The sequence below is a fragment of the Streptomyces sp. NPDC002580 genome (assembly GCF_042889485.1).
Lineage (GTDB): Bacteria > Actinomycetota > Actinomycetes > Streptomycetales > Streptomycetaceae > Streptomyces.
The window spans coordinates 771,741-785,853 of sequence record NZ_JBIAQZ010000002.1 but is presented as its reverse complement, the minus strand read 5'-3'; the positions used below and the strand labels follow the sequence as shown (position 1 = coordinate 785,853).

Below are 14,113 nucleotides of genomic sequence, written 5' to 3'. Positions count from 1 at the left end.
GAAAGGAACCCACCGCCATGACCGTACGCGTCGGCATCAACGGCTTCGGCCGCATCGGCCGCACCTACCTTCGCGCCGCCCTCGACCGCGCCGAGGAGGGAACCCAGGACGTCGAGGTGGTCGCCGTCAACGACATCACCTCACCCGCCACCCTGGCCCACCTCCTGGAGTACGACTCCACGTTCGGCCGCATCGGGCGCGACGTCCGGCACGACGACAGCTCGATCACGGTCGACGGCCGACGCATCGCCGTCACCGCCGAACGCGACCCCGCCGCCCTGCACTGGTCCGACTACGGCGCAGGCATCGTCGTCGAGTCCACCGGCCGCTTCCGCGACCGGGACTCCGCGGCCCTGCACCTGAAGAGCGGAGCCCACACCGTCCTGCTGTCGGCACCGGGCAAGGGCGTCGACGCCACCATCGTGATGGGTGTCAACGACCGCACCTACGACCGGCACCGCGACCGGATCGTCTCCGCCGCCTCCTGCACCACCAACTGCGTCGCCCCGATGGTGAAGGTGCTCAACGACGCCTTCGGCATCGAACGCGGCGTGATGACCACCATCCACGGCTACACCAACGACCAGTCCCTGCTCGACGGTCCGCACAAGGACCTGCGACGAGCCCGCTCGGCCGCCCTCAGCATCATCCCCACCAGCACCGGCGCCGCCCGCGCCGTGGGCCTGGTCCTGCCGGAACTGGCCGGGGCCCTGGACGGGATCGCGGTCCGGGTACCCGTCGAGGACGGCTCCCTGACCGACCTCGCCGTGGTCATGTCCCGAGAAGCGACCGCGGACGAGATCAACGCCGCGTTCGAAGCGGCGGCACAGGGCCCGCTGAACGGCATCCTGCGCGTCTCCGACGCCCCGATCGTCTCCCGCGACGTCATCGGCGACCCCGCGTCCTGCATCTTCGACCCGGCCCTCACCCAGGCCAACGGCACCCTCGCCAAGATCTTCGGCTGGTACGACAACGAGTGGGGCTACACCAACCGCCTCCTGGACCTGACGGCCCTGGTCGCGGACGACTGACCCGCGCGGCGCTGGCTCCGCGCGAGGGGGACGGGGCCGGCCGGCCATGGAGGGGAGAGCCGACCGGCCCCGGTCCGCCCCCGTACGGCCCCTACGATCGCCCCTCGCCCCGGCGGACGATCGAAGTATCGAGAGCCACCGAGGAGACCCGCGATGACGGACGACCTGATCGACCGGCCCCCGGTCCACACCCTGCTCGCCGACGGCACCACCGTGTGCATACGGTCCGTCCTGCCGGGTGACCTGGACCAGCTGCGAGGGCTCTACGAGGAGATGTCACCGGAGAACCTCCGCCTGCGGTTCTTCACGGCGAGCCGACGCTCGGCAGCCCTGGCCGCGGACCGGGCCTGCGCCCCGGCCCACCCGGGCTACGGGGCCCTGCTGGCGGAGGCGAACGGCCGGGTGATCGGCCTCGCCGAGTACGACACCGGCGGAGACAAGGACGGCGCGGAGATCTCCATCGCCGTCGCGGACGACCTGCACCACCAGGGCGCCGGCACCCTGCTCGTCGAGCACCTGGTCTCGGCGGCCAGGGCGGAGGGCATCACCACCTTCACAGCGGACGCGCTCAGCGAGAACCACGAGGTCCTCCGCCTCTTCGCCGACCTCGGCCTGCGCACCTCGCGGCGTTTCGAGGGCCCGGAAGTACGCTGCACCGTCCACCTCGAAGAGGACGACGTCTACCTGTCGGCCGTGGAAGCCCGTGGCCGGTCCGCGGACGTGGCCAGCCTGCTGCCCCTGCTGCGCCCGGACACCGTCGCCGTCGTCGGAGCCGGACGCACACCCGGGTCGGTGGGCCGGGCGATTCTGCACCACCTGCACACGGGCGGCTACACCGGTCGCCTCTTTGCCGTGAACCCACGCGTCACATCGGTTCTCGGAGTGCCCTGCCACCCGTCGGTCGCGGCCCTGCCCACGCCCCCCGACCTGGTGATCGTGGCCGTACCGGCGGCCGCGGTCCCGTCCGTCGCCGACGAGTGCGGCCGGGCCGGCGTGCGGGCGCTCGTCGTCGTCACCGCCGGGCTCGACCACACCCAGGCGCAGACCCTGCTCACGACCTGCCGCACCTACGGCATGCGGCTCGTCGGACCCAACTGCCTCGGCATCTCGAACACCGAACCGGAAGTGAGCCTCGACGCGACCTTCGCCGCCGCGCATCCCCTGCCCGGGACAGCCGGTGTCGCCGTCCAGTCCGGCGGGGTCGGTATCGCGTTGCTCGACGGACTGTCCCGGATGGGCATCGGCATCTCGTCCTTCGCCTCCCTCGGCGACAAGTACGACGTCAGCGGCAACGACATGCTCCAGTGGTGGGAGAGAGACCACACCACCGAACTCGCCCTGCTGCACCTGGAGTCCTTCGGCAACCCGCGCGGCTTCTCCCGCACCGCGCGGCGCGTCACCCGTCGCATCCCGGTACTGACCGTCGACGCCGGCCGCACCGAAGCGGGCCGCAAAGCCGCCGCCTCGCACACGGCGGCGGCCGCCACCCGCACCATGACCCGCGGCGCACTGTTCACCCAGGCCGGCATCATCGCGACCCGCTCCGTCGGAGAACTCCTGGAGACCGCGGCCCTGCTGCACTCCCAGCCCCTGCCGGCCGGCTCCCGCGTGGCGATCGTCACGAACGCGGGAGGCGCCGGAGTGCTCACCGCCGACGCCTGCGCAGAGGCAGGGCTGGCCCTTCCCCCGTTCACCCCCGCGACGGTCGACGAACTGCTCGGCGTGCTTCCGGACGGCGCCACCACCGGCAACCCGGTCGACGCCACCGCCGCCGTGTCCGAGGAACAGCTCACCGACTGCGTCGACCGCCTCACCCGCTGCCCCGGCATCGACGCCGTCATCGTCGCCCTCGTGCCCACAGCGGTCGCCGCGGCCACCGGTGACGACCTGGTCCGTGCCCTCACCACCGCTCCCGCACGCAGGGCGCGGCCGGTGATCGCCGTCCGGCTGGAGCAGGACGCGTCCGTCCGGCTGCTGCCCGCCGCCGACGGTGGCAAGGTCCCGTCCTACGCCGAACCCCAGGCAGCGGCCCGTGCGCTGGCCCACGCCGCCGACCGGGCCGCCTGGCTCGCCCGGCCCGCCGGCATGGTTCCCGACCTCGCCGGTATCGAGAGCGACCGGGCCCGCACGGTCGTGGAGGAATACCTCGCCGCGCACCCCGACGGCGGCTGGCTCGACCCGCGCACCTGCGCCGACCTGCTCGCCTGCTACGGCATCCCGCAGATCCCCTGGGCCTGGGCCGAGACCGAGGACGACGCCGTGCTCGCCGCCGACCGGCTGCGCGGCTTCGACGGCCGAGTGGTCATGAAGGCTCACTGGCCCGGGCTCCTGCACAAGACCCAGCAGCACGCGGTCCACCTCGACCTGCGCGGAGACTCCCAGATACGGGCCGCGTTCCGCGACCTGGAGACCCGCTTCGCGGGACTGATGACCGGAGTGGTCCTGCAGCCGCTCGCCGCCCGCGGCACCGAACTGTTCGCGGGCGTCGTCCAGGACGGGGTCTTCGGCGCACTCGTCCTGTTCGGGCTCGGCGGAACAGCCACCGAGATCCTGGCCGACCACGCTGCCCGCCTCGCCCCGCTCACCGACCGCGAGGTGCACGAACTGATCACCTCGCCGCGATGCGCCCCGCTGCTGCTGGGCGCGAACGGAAGCACCCCCGTCGACCTCGAACGACTGGAACAACTGCTCCTACGGCTGTCCCGTATGGCTACGGACCTGCCGCAGCTCACCGAGGCCGACTTCAACCCCGTCCTGGCGACACCGGACGGCGTCACCGTGCTGGATGCGCGCGTACGCCTGATGCCGCGCCGCCCCAAGGACCCGTACCTGCGCCGACTGCGCTGAGGAGGGAACGGTCATGAGGCACGAGATGATCGGCTCCGTGATGAGCACGGATGTCGTCCGCGCCGAGTTCGGCACGCCGTTCAAGGAGGTGGCCCGGCTGCTCGCGGACCACCGGATCAGCGGACTCCCGGTGGTGGACGAGGACGACCACGTCATCGGCGTCCTGTCCGAAACGGACCTGTTGATGCATCAGGCGACCACCCCCGACCCGTACGAGACGAAACACCGCACCGGGCTCGCCGCGCTGACACCGGGCACCCGCAAGCAGACCGCGAAGGGCAAGGCCCGCACGGCCGGCATGCTGATGACCACACCGCCCGTCACCGTGCACGCCCACGACACCGTCGTCCAGGCCGCCCGCACCATGGCCCAACGGCGGGTGGAACGGCTTCCCGTCCTCGACGAGGAGGACCGGCTCGTCGGCATCGTCACCCGTCGCGACCTCCTCCAGGTCTTCCTGCGGCCCGACGCGGAGATCCGCACAGAAGTGGTCGACGAGGTCCTGGTGAACACGCTGTGGCTGACGCCGCGCAGCATCGATGTCTTCGTGACGGAGGGCGTCGTCACCCTCATCGGACTGATGGAACGCAAGAGCGAGAAGGAGATCGCCCTGTCCATGACCCGTCGCCTCGACGGTGTGGTGGATGTCGTCGACCAGCTCACCTACCGGCTCGACGACGCGCGCCTGCGTCCCCAGGAACAGACACTGCACGGCGTGAGCGACGACTGGCTGCGCCGACTCTGAAAGGAAAGGGGACCGTCATGACCGGCACCGTGTTGGTCACCTACGGGACGACGAACGGATCGACGGCGGCCATCGCCGAAGCCATCGCCGATGTCCTGCGCAAGGACGGTTTGACCGTCGAGTCCCTCCCGGCCCGGTCCGTGACGAGCGTGCGGCCGTACGACGCCGTGGTCGTCGGCGGCGCGCTCTACGCGGGACGCTGGCACAAGGACGCCCGGCGGTTTCTTCGCCGGCATCGCACCGAACTCGCCGAGCGGCCGCTGTGGTTGTTCAGCAGCGGCCCGCTCGACGCCTCCGCCTCCCAGCGCGACATCCCGCCCGTACGCGGCGTACAACGGGTCATGACCCGCCTGCACGTCCGGGAACACGTCACCTTCGGAGGATGCTTGCAGGAAGGCGCCAAAGGCCGAGTGGCCGGGATGATCCTCCGCTCCGGCAAGGGCGGCGACTTCCGGGACTTCGGCGTGATCAGGACCTGGGCACAAGGCGTCGCCGAAGCCCTGACACACGAGTAGGAGGACGCGGCAGGCACCTCCCGTTCCACCGACCGGCCCTGACATCCGGCATGAGTCGGGCGTCGGGGCCGGTCGGCACGGTGTCACCCACCCGCGCCCACCACGGCGACGGGGCATGCCGCCGCCTGCAGCAAAGACCGGACGATCTCGCCGCAGTCCTCACCCGGTCCGCGGCTCACGACGACGAGTGCCGCACGGCCGCAGTGATGCAGCAGCGCCTGCGCCGGAGGCAGGAGAAGGACGTCCTCGAGTACCGGCACCTCCGGGTACTTCCGTCGCCACGGACGCAGCGCGTCGGCCAGGAGCTGCACCTCGTGATCCTCCCAAGTCGCCCGCTCCGCCTCCGGAACGCCGAAAGGCCACTGGGCGGCACAGGAAGGAAGCGACCAGGCGTGCACGACGTGCAGCCCCGTCTCCCGCAATCGAGCGCTGTCGAAGGCGAAGCCGATCGCACCGTCACAAGGGCCGCGGGCATCCACGCCGAGGAGGACCCTCCCTGATGAGCGGTACGTGGACGCGAGTTCGTCGGGCACCAGAACCAGTGCACGGCCCGCGGCGGCGACAGCCATCGCAGTACCGGAGCCGGGACGCCCGCCGGTGGCCGCCGGGTCCCGGGGGACACCGCGGACCGTCACCTTCGCGTCGCTCGGATCGGACGGCGGATCGAGGACCACATCAAGCGGCAGGCCTCGCAGACTGGCTTCCTGGGCAGCCCATCGGGCTGCTGGACGGCTGTGCGCCGACGAGCCGGTACAAGCAAGAATCACTCGCTCCATCACGGTCAGCCTTTCGGACGCGGGGGACAGGCGGTTCACCCTGCCCGCGCGCCCTGGCGTCCGGGCAGGGGCCGAACGGCCCGCGGGCCGGGATCTGCGGGCAACCCTTCACCCATGAGGTACTCAGCTGGTCTGGCGACCCCACTGCGGTCCCACCAGGTCCCATTCCCGGCCCCACTCGTCGATACGGCGGCCTTCGAGCCACCACCGGACACCCGCCCCGGCGCCGAACGCCAGGCCGGTGAGGGCGGCCGCGGCCAGGACACCGAGGAATCCCGATGCGACGGCCGCCTCCGTCGGGGCCGTCGGGGCGAGGGTGAGACGGCCTCGGCCGTCCTGCCAGACGGTGACCCTCGACCCGGCGTCGAGCCCGGTGCTCACGAGGGTCCGGCCCGTGCGGGTCGAACCGTCAGGTTTCACCCAACGCACCTTCACCGTCCGGCGGTTGTCGGCACCGAAAGCGGTGGCCTTACGGGGCACGTCGTTCACAACCACGGCTTGGACGGAGTGGCGCTCGGTTCGTTGCCGCGCGAACATCGCATCCGCGGCAGTGGCCGTGACCAGCCCGGCGCCGGCGCCGCCCACGGTGACGACCATCCACACGGCCAGCACGACCCAGGCCTCGACGATGTCGTCGCGTCGTCGTAGCGGATTGTTCCGCCACCGCCACAGCCGCTTCTTCGCGTACTTGCTCTCGGGCATGGGCCCGTGCTCCCTTCTCGTCGTCGTGGTGACGTATCCGAAGGTGGCAGCCGCGCCCGTGCCGCGACAGGGGCCGACCAGGTGGTGTCGCAGGGCCGCTCGGTACCAACTCCATCAGCGGGTGGGGCCGTTCGGCCCGAGGGTGGTACTGGCCGGCGGCAGGGTCCATTCGGTAGCCGATGGGGCCGTACGACCCAAGCAAAGCCTGGCGATTGCTGAGCAAAATGGACCTGTGGGGCGATCTCGGTACTCGGCCGGAGGCTGGTGAGGAGCGTCATGAAAGCCTGTGTATTCCATGGTTCCGGACATTCGGCCCGGGAAGAGGTCCCAGATCCCGCCGTCAAGGAGCCCACCGGCGTCGCCGTGCGCGTTGAGGCCGTCACCGTCCCCGCACGGGGTGGACCGGCTCGCGGTCTCCACGGCCCGGGAGCCGGTGATCACGCCAGTCGGCCTGTGGGTGCGCGGTGAACCGTACGCCATCACCGGACGCCGGATTGCGGTCCCAAAGGGGGGCCTTTCGCCGGCGGCCAGGGACCGATGGCCCCTGGTGGCGGGTTCCCGCACCGCTCAAGGATGGACCGGCACCAGTGCCAGCGCCGCAACCGCTTCGTCACGTGAGAGATGAGAAGGCAGATGCACGCCAACGACGGATTCCGCGAACTCGGCCGACAGGAGTGCCTGCGCCTGTTGGCCAGGACACCCGTGGGGCGCATCGTCTATACACAGAAGGCGCTGCCCGCCGTCCTGCCGATCAACTTCTGCCTGGACGACGACGGCGCGGTGCTGCTTCGCACCTCGGCCTCTTCGTCGCTGGTGAGCGCGGTCGACGGCGCGGTGGTCGCCTTGGAGGCGGACGAGGTCGACGCCGTCTCCCGATCCGGTTGGAGCGTCGTCGTCACCGGCGTGGCGGCTCTGGTCACCGATCCCGCCGAGCACGCACGGCTTCTGCGGACCGGTCCGCGCTCATGGGTGCCGGCGTCGCGGGAGGTCTTCGTGCGCATCGAGTCGGAATTGGTCACCGGGAGACAACTCGTGGGCGGCCGCAGCCTGTACGGCGTGCAGTTCCCTTCCTGAGCCGCGGCTGCCGAGTCGTCCCTCACGGCCCGCCCGCCCCAGCCTCGACCGAACGGTCCTTGCCCCGAGGGCTGTTCGGCGCGTCCGTGTGCCCGGCCGGCTCCGGCCCCGGGGGCCGCCGTACAACCAGCACGGCCGTGGAGGGCAGCTGATCTGCCTGGCAGGTGAGGTGGGGTGTTCCCTGTGACCAGGGCGACGGTGGTGCGTCGCGTGCCTCGTGAGTCCTCGACGCCTGTATCGCTGTGATGTCTCCGATGCCCGCCGGCAGGGGACCGCCGTGCCTCATGACCCGAATCGGCTGAACCCCGCGGTTCGCCACTGTCGGCCGTCGGGCAGGATCGCCAGGGCCTCGTATCCGTCCAGTCCCTCCAGCCAGTCCCGTGCGCCGTCGCCGCGTGCGAAGGCGGCGGTGGCGTACGTGTCGGTCATGGTCAGGCGGGGGCCGACGACGGTGACGGAGGCGAAAGTGGTGGCAGGGGCGTCACCGTGGGGGTCCACGATGTGAGTGCCGCGTTCTGCGGTGCCCGACGTGGCGATGGCGAGGCCGTGCCGGGCGGTGACGACGGTGGCGAGTCCACCGGGCCGCAGCGGATCGGCGACGCCGATGCGCCAGGGCGTGGAGCGGCTTGCCCGTCCGCGGAGCTGGAGGTCCCCGCCGCCGTTGACGCAGGTGTTCCGGGCGCCCGCTTCGTGCAGGATGTCGGAGGCGGCTTCGGTCGCCCAGCCTTTGACCAGGCCGGAGGGGTCGAGGGTCCCCCCGGGGGTGACGCTGAAGTAGCCGTCGCTGTCGTGCGAGGCCCGGGCGCACAGGGACAACACCTCATGGACTTCGGGAGGGCAGTCGCCGAGGCGTATGTCGCCGCGGTCGAGGCGGCTGATGTGGCTGTCCGGCCGATAGGTCGAGAACACGGCATCGACCCGATGAAGGTGGCGCACCGCCTTGGCGAGGGCGCGGTGGACGGCGGTGGTGGGCCGGTCTCGGATGTCGAAGGAGAAGACGGTGCCCATCGCGTGCTCGGTGTGGCGCAGCCCGGTCGCGGTATCAGGCACGGGCCTGGTCCAGGGCGCTCTGCAGGGACCGCGTGTAGCCCTGGCTCGTGTAGGTGGCGCCGGACACGGCGTCGATGCGTGCGCTCTGCGCACCGATCGCCTCCTGGGTCAGCCGGGGGAGCGAATAGGCGGCGATCTCCTGGTCGCGACCGTTCTGGTCGGGTGCCCGCAGGACCTTCACCGCGGTGATCCTTCCCTTGACCAGGGTGGCGGCGACTTGAACGGTGCCGTACCGGGTGTCGACGGGATCGCCGGTGAAGGTGCCTGTCCTCGTGGAAGAACCCGACGAGGTACCCGACGAAGTCGATGAGGAGGACGAAGCCGACGACGGGGTGCGGGACGTGCCGCCCGGGGCCGGGAGCTGATGGGGCTTGAGGGCGAGCAGCGCGACGACCAGGGCGCTGATTCCGGAGGTGGCTACGGCGGCACGGCGCATGACGGGGTCTCCTCAGAACGCGAACGACTCGTGGTGGATGCGCCGGGCCGGGACACCGGCGTCGCGCAGGGCGTGGATGGCGGCTCCCGTCATGCCGGGTGGGCCGCACACGTAGACGTCATGAGCGGCGACGTCCGGCACCAGCGTGCTCAGACCGTGAGCCGTGAGTGCCGAGGAGCGGCCGACCGGTTCATCGACCACGTAGTGGACGGTGGCGTGTCGGCGCGCGGCGATCGCGTCGAGCTCGCCGCGCAGGGCGAGGTCGACGACGCGCCGGGCCTTGTAGACGAGGGTCACCTCACCCGGCAACGTCTCGAAGAGGGCGCGCAGTGGAGTGATACCGACGCCGCCGGCCAGGAGGAGCACCTTGCGGGCCGTGCGGCGACTCGCGGTGAAGCTGCCGTAGGGGCCCTCGGCCCACACGCGGGTTCCGGGTGCCAGCCGGGCCAGGGCGGCACTGTGGCCGCCGGCGGCCTTCACCGTGATCCGCAGCTGGTGAGGGTGCGCGGGAGCGGACAGCGAGTAGGGATTCGCGGTCCACCACAGTCCTCGGGCCAGGAAACGCCAGCGCAGGAACTGCCCCGGACGGCCGCCGAGTTCCTCCAGATGCTCGCCCGAGAGGTAGACGGAGACCACGCCAGGAGCCTCGGGACGGACCGCGGAGACCCGCAGCCGGTGGCGCAGACCGCGCCGCACCGGGGCGGCGAACCGGTACCGGGCGAGCAGGGCGGCGACGCCGAGGAACAGGACGTACCACGCGACCTGTGCGGGGCGGTTGCCGACGAAGTCCGCCCCATTGGACAACTGGTGGCCGAAGGCGAGGAAGACGGCCAGGTAGGTGGCGAAGTGCAGGTAGTGCCACGTCTCGTAGCTCATCCGGCGGCGGGCGGCCCGAGCCGAGAGGGCACCGGTCGACAGGAACAGCAGAAAGCCGATCGTGCCCTTCAGCAGGTCCGGGTAATGAAGGACGAGGGTGGAGGTCTGGCCGACCACGCTCGTGTGCGATGTCAGGGAGTAGCCCCAGATGACGAGGAGCGTGTGGGCGAGGGCCAGCGAGACGGTGCAGCGCCCGCCCAGGGCGTGCCAGCGGGCCAGCCGGTCGGTGCCGATCGTGTGGTCCAGCAGGGGAACGCGGGCCATCAGCGCCAGCAGCACCGCGCAGGCGTAGCCGGCCAGCAGGCCGGTGATGCGGCCGGCGCCGGTGAGCCAGCCCGCGGGGCCCACCACCGCGCTCGTGTCGCTCCACCACAGGGCCAGCACCCCCGCGGCACCGGCCCAGATGAGAACCGGCACCAGCAGCGGCATCAGGTTGCGGTGCGGACTCCGCGGGCGCGTCCCACGGCTCGTATGCGGGGTGCTGGTGAACATGGTGGTCATTCGGCGCCTTCCCATCGGGCTCGTCCGGGCGAGGGGCGGTCAGCCTCACAGTCGAACCTCTGTGAACCTTCTGAAACGAACCCCGGAAGCCGCCCCCGGAGCCGATTCAGAGGAAACTCAGAGACAAGGCCCGGGCGGCGGCGGCCAGGGCCGAGGGATGCTGGAGAGACCATGGACGAGCCACGCACCGCATCCCAGCTGCACCGCCCCGACGGCGAACCCGTTCGGGTCCTCGTCGTCGACGACGAACCCGACGTCACCGATGTCCTGTCCGGCGTCCTGACCGGTGAGGGCTGGCAGGTCCGCACCGCCGCGGACGGAGCCACCGCGCTGGTGGCCGCTCGGGACTTCCGTCCCGATGCGGTGGTGCTGGACTGGATGCTGCCGGACCTCGACGGCCTCCAGGTACTGCGCGCACTGCGCCGTGAGGCTCCTCGGGTGTGCGTACTGTTCCTCACCGCCCGGGACGCGGTGGAGGACCGGATCGCCGGTATCACCGCCGGCGGTGACGACTACGTCACCAAGCCCTACAGCCTGGAGGAAGTCCTGGCCCGGCTGCGCGGACTCCTGCGGCGGGCCGGCATGTCCGCCGACACCGGGACGAGGTGGACGACGGTCGGGGATCTCGCCATGGACGAGGAAGCCCGTGAGGTCCGTCGTGCCGGTGTCATGGTGGATCTGTCCCGGACCGAGTTCGAGCTGCTGCGCTTCCTCATGCGCAATCCGCGCCGGGTCCTGTCCAAGGAACAGATCCTCGACCGGGTCTGGGCCTACGACTTCGGTGGCCGCTCCCACGTCGTCGAGCTCTACATCAGCTATCTGCGGAAGAAGATCGACGCCGGACGCTCCCCGATGATCCACACGGTGCGCGGTGTCGGATACGTCCTGAAGCCCGAGGCATGATGAGACGTCCCGTCCCCCGGACGCTGAGGGGCCAGCTCACCGCCGGGCTGGTGACCCTGCTCGCCCTGTCCTGTCTCGCCGTCGGGATCACCACCGCCCTCGCACTCCGGGGATTCCTGATGGGCCGCCTGGACCAGCAACTGACCGCCTCCGGCGGACGTTTCGCCGCGAGCCTGGAACACGAGGGCAGGCCCGACGACGACAATCGCCCCGACACCCGCGGACAGGCCGAGTCCACCTTCGGGGCACGCCTCCTGAACGGCGCCGTCACCCACGCGGCCGTCGTCGACGACGCCACCGACCGCCCCGTGAACCTCACCTCCGACGAGCGCCGGTCCCTGGCACGGATCCCCTTCGACGGGCGGGGGCACGTCATCCGGTTCTCCACACTGGGCACCTACCGCGTGATGGCCGTGAAGGGCGACGACCAGGACGTCATGATCACCGGCCTGCCCCTGCACCCCGTGGAGGAAACCGTCCACCGTCTCGAAGCGGTGGAAGCCGCTCTCTTCGGCGCCGCCCTCCTGGTCACCGGTGTCGCGGGAGCCTTCTGGGTGCGTGTCTCCCTGCGTCCCCTCCAGAGTGTCACCGCCCGGGCCGCCGAAGTGGCCGGACTGCCGCTCGCCAGCGGTGAGATCGCCATGCCCGCGCCCCTTCCCGACACCGACCCGCGTACCGAGGTCGGTCAGGTGACCAGCGCGGTCAACCATATGCTCGGCCACGTCGAGGACGCCCTCGTCCGGCGTCACACGAGCGAGGAACGCCTGCGGCGCAGCGAGGAACGGCTTCGGCACTTCGCCGCCGACGCCAGCCACGAGCTCCGCACACCCGTCGCCAACATCCGTGGCCACGCCGAACTCGCCCTGCGCCGCATCGGCCCCGCGCCCGAAGAGGTCCGGCACGCGCTGCGACGCATCAACGCCGAGTCCCAGCGCATGACCAGCCTCGTCGACGACCTTCTTCTTCTCGCCCGCCTCGATGCCGGGCGCCCCCTCCGGCACGAACCGGTCGATCTGACCCGGCTGATCCTGGACGCCACCGACGACGCGCGCGCCGCGGGACCCGACCACGTCTGGCTCCTCGACCTCCCCGAGACACCGGTCACCCTCGACGGTGACGCCCATCGGCTCCAGCAGGCCGTCGGCAACCTCCTCGCCAACGCCCGCACCCACACCCCATCCGGTACCGAGGTCACGGTCACCCTCACCACCGACCGAGCGGGCACAACCGTGAGCGTGCACGACGACGGACCGGGCATCCCCACCGAGCTTCAACGGGAGGTGTTCGGCCGCTTCGTCCGCGCCGACCACGCACGGTCCCGCAGCACAGGAAGTACCGGCCTCGGCCTCGCCATCGTCCACGCCGTCATCAGCGCGCACGACGGAACGGTCACCGTCACCAGCAGCCCGGGACACACCACGTTCCGTGTGTGGATCCCTGCCTGAACCGGAAGCGGACGAAGACCTCGGTGCTCCACTGAGGTGATCGAGGGATTGCCCTCGGACGGACGTCCACGTCGCCGCGGCGCCGGGACCGACGTGTCGCCCTGTTCACCCTGGGAACTTCCTGGCCTCGGGCGAACAGCCGGCCGGCCGGCTGTTCGCCCGATCGTGCTGACCGGCCGGTCACACAAGGCCGCCGCTGCCGTGCGGGGCGTACAGGTCCAGCAGCCGGATGCGGGAAGCGTGCAGCCGTTGAGCGACCACCAGCCCGACCCACACGGCGATGGCCCGGCCGAACTCGGGGTCCTCGGCACACAGAGCGCGAACGGCCTCGGCGTCGAACTCCCAGGCTCGGACAGGGCTCATCGCCTCGGCTCCCAAGTGCCAGAGATACGGAGGAAAGTGCCAGGACCAGCCGACGAGTTCGCCGTGCCCGAGTGTCTCGATCACGGCAGGCCGTCGACCGGGTGTGCGCAGGTCCAGGGTGACGGTGCCGGTGTGCACGATCCAGAAGTGGTCGGCGCGCCTGCCTTCTTCGAACAGGCGGGCCCCGGCATCGAAGGAGACCTCGCGGGCGAGGTCCATCAGGCGTTTGCGGTGCACGGGCTCAAGAGCCGCGTTCATGGTGGTGGCGGAGGTCATTGCACCGGCTCCCTTCAAGGGTGGTCCCTTCCAGCCTGGGCGCGTTCGTGCTCCGGCGCCACGGGTCGCTCGGGCCCCGGCCAGGGGCCGTTGGGCCCAGTCGTGCGGTGGGACACATCGTGCGGAGACGCAGGTCAGCCGGTCTCCGCACCATGGATCACGACGACCGGGCAGACGGCGCGCGCCGCCACCGCGAGGCTGACCGGTCCCAGCAGCATCCCGGCGATCTCGCCCTGGCCACGAGAGCCCGTGGCCAGGGCGAACGCCTGGGCTCCCGCGGCCGGCAGCGCGGACACCGTGTCTTCCGCGAGTGCCGCCTGCTCGTCGCCGCGACACGCCACGGAGCTCGGCGACGGACGGGACTCCGGTGGGCCTGCGCGCCTGATGAGTGACGTGACGGCCGTGCCTACCGATCCGCATCCGACGCGGTGACGCGACGGCCGGTGAGACTGGTCCGCCGCGTGCGGGAGCTGGAGCGGTGTCGCGTGCACGACCGCCTCGGCGCCGGCCCAGCCGACCGTCCTCCAGGCTGGTCCCGGATCCGCCGACGCCGACCACAAGGGGGCGCCGTCC

The 14,113-nt window shown here is 71.3% G+C and carries 14 protein-coding genes; 7 read left to right on the top strand and 7 right to left on the bottom strand.

Translation table 11 applies throughout. The annotated features are described in order from the left end of the window. Positions 1-17: 17 nt before the first annotated feature. The 4 genes from gap (at position 18) to ACFYW7_RS09855 (ending at position 5,138) form a co-directional block, all read left to right on the top strand. Positions 18-1,031: a type I glyceraldehyde-3-phosphate dehydrogenase gene (gene gap / locus ACFYW7_RS09870; RefSeq protein WP_389499951.1), complete on the top strand. Its 1,014-nt coding sequence runs from the start codon at positions 18-20 to the stop codon at positions 1,029-1,031. A gap of 153 nt (positions 1,032-1,184) precedes the next feature. Beyond that, positions 1,185-3,878: a GNAT family N-acetyltransferase gene (locus ACFYW7_RS09865; RefSeq protein WP_389499949.1), complete on the top strand. Its 2,694-nt coding sequence runs from the start codon at positions 1,185-1,187 to the stop codon at positions 3,876-3,878. Between the two features lie 13 nt (positions 3,879-3,891). Continuing rightward, positions 3,892-4,623: a CBS domain-containing protein gene (locus ACFYW7_RS09860; RefSeq protein WP_389499947.1), complete on the top strand. Its 732-nt coding sequence runs from the start codon at positions 3,892-3,894 to the stop codon at positions 4,621-4,623. 17 nt (positions 4,624-4,640) lie between these two features. Next, a complete protein-coding gene (locus ACFYW7_RS09855; protein ID WP_389499945.1) occupies positions 4,641-5,138 on the top strand; it encodes a flavodoxin domain-containing protein in 498 nt (165 codons plus the stop codon). An 83-nt stretch (positions 5,139-5,221) separates the two neighbouring features. On the opposite strand, the gene ACFYW7_RS09850 is transcribed toward ACFYW7_RS09855, so the two are convergent. Beyond that, positions 5,222-5,953 carry a universal stress protein gene (locus tag ACFYW7_RS09850; protein ID WP_389499943.1) on the bottom strand — a complete coding sequence of 244 codons (732 nt, stop codon included), beginning with the start codon at positions 5,951-5,953 and terminating at the stop codon, positions 5,222-5,224. Positions 5,954-6,037: 84 nt separating this feature from the next. Next, positions 6,038-6,616, bottom strand: coding sequence for a hypothetical protein (locus tag ACFYW7_RS09845; RefSeq protein WP_389499941.1), 579 nt, complete (start codon positions 6,614-6,616; stop codon positions 6,038-6,040). Positions 6,617-7,249: 633 nt separating this feature from the next. On the opposite strand from ACFYW7_RS09845, the gene ACFYW7_RS09840 reads away from it, so the two are divergent. After that, a complete protein-coding gene (locus ACFYW7_RS09840; protein ID WP_389499939.1) occupies positions 7,250-7,690 on the top strand; it encodes a pyridoxamine 5'-phosphate oxidase family protein in 441 nt (146 codons plus the stop codon). A 282-nt stretch (positions 7,691-7,972) separates the two neighbouring features. Here the strand turns inward: ACFYW7_RS09840 and ACFYW7_RS09835 are convergent, their stop codons facing one another. From ACFYW7_RS09835 to ACFYW7_RS09825, 3 genes are read right to left on the bottom strand one after another with little or no spacing between them, the layout of a single operon-like run. Then, positions 7,973-8,740, bottom strand: a complete 768-nt coding sequence (locus ACFYW7_RS09835; RefSeq protein ID WP_389499936.1) for an FAD:protein FMN transferase — start codon at positions 8,738-8,740, stop codon at positions 7,973-7,975. Continuing rightward, positions 8,733-9,176 carry an FMN-binding protein gene (locus tag ACFYW7_RS09830; protein ID WP_389499933.1) on the bottom strand — a complete coding sequence of 148 codons (444 nt, stop codon included), beginning with the start codon at positions 9,174-9,176 and terminating at the stop codon, positions 8,733-8,735. The genes ACFYW7_RS09835 and ACFYW7_RS09830 overlap by 8 nt, the downstream gene beginning before the upstream one ends. 12 nt (positions 9,177-9,188) lie before the next feature. Then, positions 9,189-10,553: a ferric reductase-like transmembrane domain-containing protein gene (locus ACFYW7_RS09825; RefSeq protein WP_389499931.1), complete on the bottom strand. Its 1,365-nt coding sequence runs from the start codon at positions 10,551-10,553 to the stop codon at positions 9,189-9,191. Positions 10,554-10,724: 171 nt separating this feature from the next. On the opposite strand from ACFYW7_RS09825, the gene ACFYW7_RS09820 reads away from it, so the two are divergent. Both ACFYW7_RS09820 and ACFYW7_RS09815 read left to right on the top strand, forming a co-directional pair. Continuing rightward, positions 10,725-11,456 (top strand): response regulator transcription factor, encoded by a 732-nt coding sequence (locus tag ACFYW7_RS09820; protein ID WP_389499928.1) that lies wholly within the window; start codon positions 10,725-10,727, stop codon positions 11,454-11,456. After that, positions 11,456-12,901, top strand: coding sequence for a sensor histidine kinase (locus ACFYW7_RS09815; protein ID WP_389500420.1), 1,446 nt, complete (start codon positions 11,456-11,458; stop codon positions 12,899-12,901). The genes ACFYW7_RS09820 and ACFYW7_RS09815 overlap by 1 nt, the downstream gene beginning before the upstream one ends. Positions 12,902-13,081: 180 nt before the next feature. Here ACFYW7_RS09815 and ACFYW7_RS09810 read toward each other — a convergent pair whose 3' ends face one another. Together ACFYW7_RS09810 and ACFYW7_RS09805 are read right to left on the bottom strand one after the other, a co-directional pair. Continuing rightward, positions 13,082-13,540 carry a cyclic nucleotide-binding domain-containing protein gene (locus ACFYW7_RS09810; RefSeq protein WP_389499926.1) on the bottom strand — a complete coding sequence of 153 codons (459 nt, stop codon included), beginning with the start codon at positions 13,538-13,540 and terminating at the stop codon, positions 13,082-13,084. 134 nt (positions 13,541-13,674) lie between these two features. Then, entirely contained in the window at positions 13,675-13,836 is a 162-nt protein-coding gene (locus tag ACFYW7_RS09805) for a universal stress protein (protein ID WP_389499924.1), read from the bottom strand. Between the last annotated feature and the right edge of the window lie 277 nt (positions 13,837-14,113).

Bases quoted from the DNA above. Each gene is read 5' to 3' on its own strand.
- gap (WP_389499951.1), top strand. From the start codon at position 18: ATGACCGTACGCGTCGGCATCAACGGCTTCGGCCGCATCGGCCGCACC.
- ACFYW7_RS09865 (WP_389499949.1), top strand. From the start codon at position 1,185: ATGACGGACGACCTGATCGACCGGCCCCCGGTCCACACCCTGCTCGCC.
- ACFYW7_RS09860 (WP_389499947.1), top strand. From the start codon at position 3,892: ATGAGGCACGAGATGATCGGCTCCGTGATGAGCACGGATGTCGTCCGC.
- ACFYW7_RS09855 (WP_389499945.1), top strand. From the start codon at position 4,641: ATGACCGGCACCGTGTTGGTCACCTACGGGACGACGAACGGATCGACG.
- ACFYW7_RS09845 (WP_389499941.1), bottom strand. From the start codon at position 6,616: ATGCCCGAGAGCAAGTACGCGAAGAAGCGGCTGTGGCGGTGGCGGAAC.
- ACFYW7_RS09840 (WP_389499939.1), top strand. From the start codon at position 7,250: ATGCACGCCAACGACGGATTCCGCGAACTCGGCCGACAGGAGTGCCTG.
- ACFYW7_RS09830 (WP_389499933.1), bottom strand. From the start codon at position 9,176: ATGCGCCGTGCCGCCGTAGCCACCTCCGGAATCAGCGCCCTGGTCGTC.
- ACFYW7_RS09825 (WP_389499931.1), bottom strand. From the start codon at position 10,553: ATGACCACCATGTTCACCAGCACCCCGCATACGAGCCGTGGGACGCGC.
- ACFYW7_RS09820 (WP_389499928.1), top strand. From the start codon at position 10,725: ATGGACGAGCCACGCACCGCATCCCAGCTGCACCGCCCCGACGGCGAA.
- ACFYW7_RS09815 (WP_389500420.1), top strand. From the start codon at position 11,456: ATGAGACGTCCCGTCCCCCGGACGCTGAGGGGCCAGCTCACCGCCGGG.
- ACFYW7_RS09810 (WP_389499926.1), bottom strand. From the start codon at position 13,540: ATGACCTCCGCCACCACCATGAACGCGGCTCTTGAGCCCGTGCACCGC.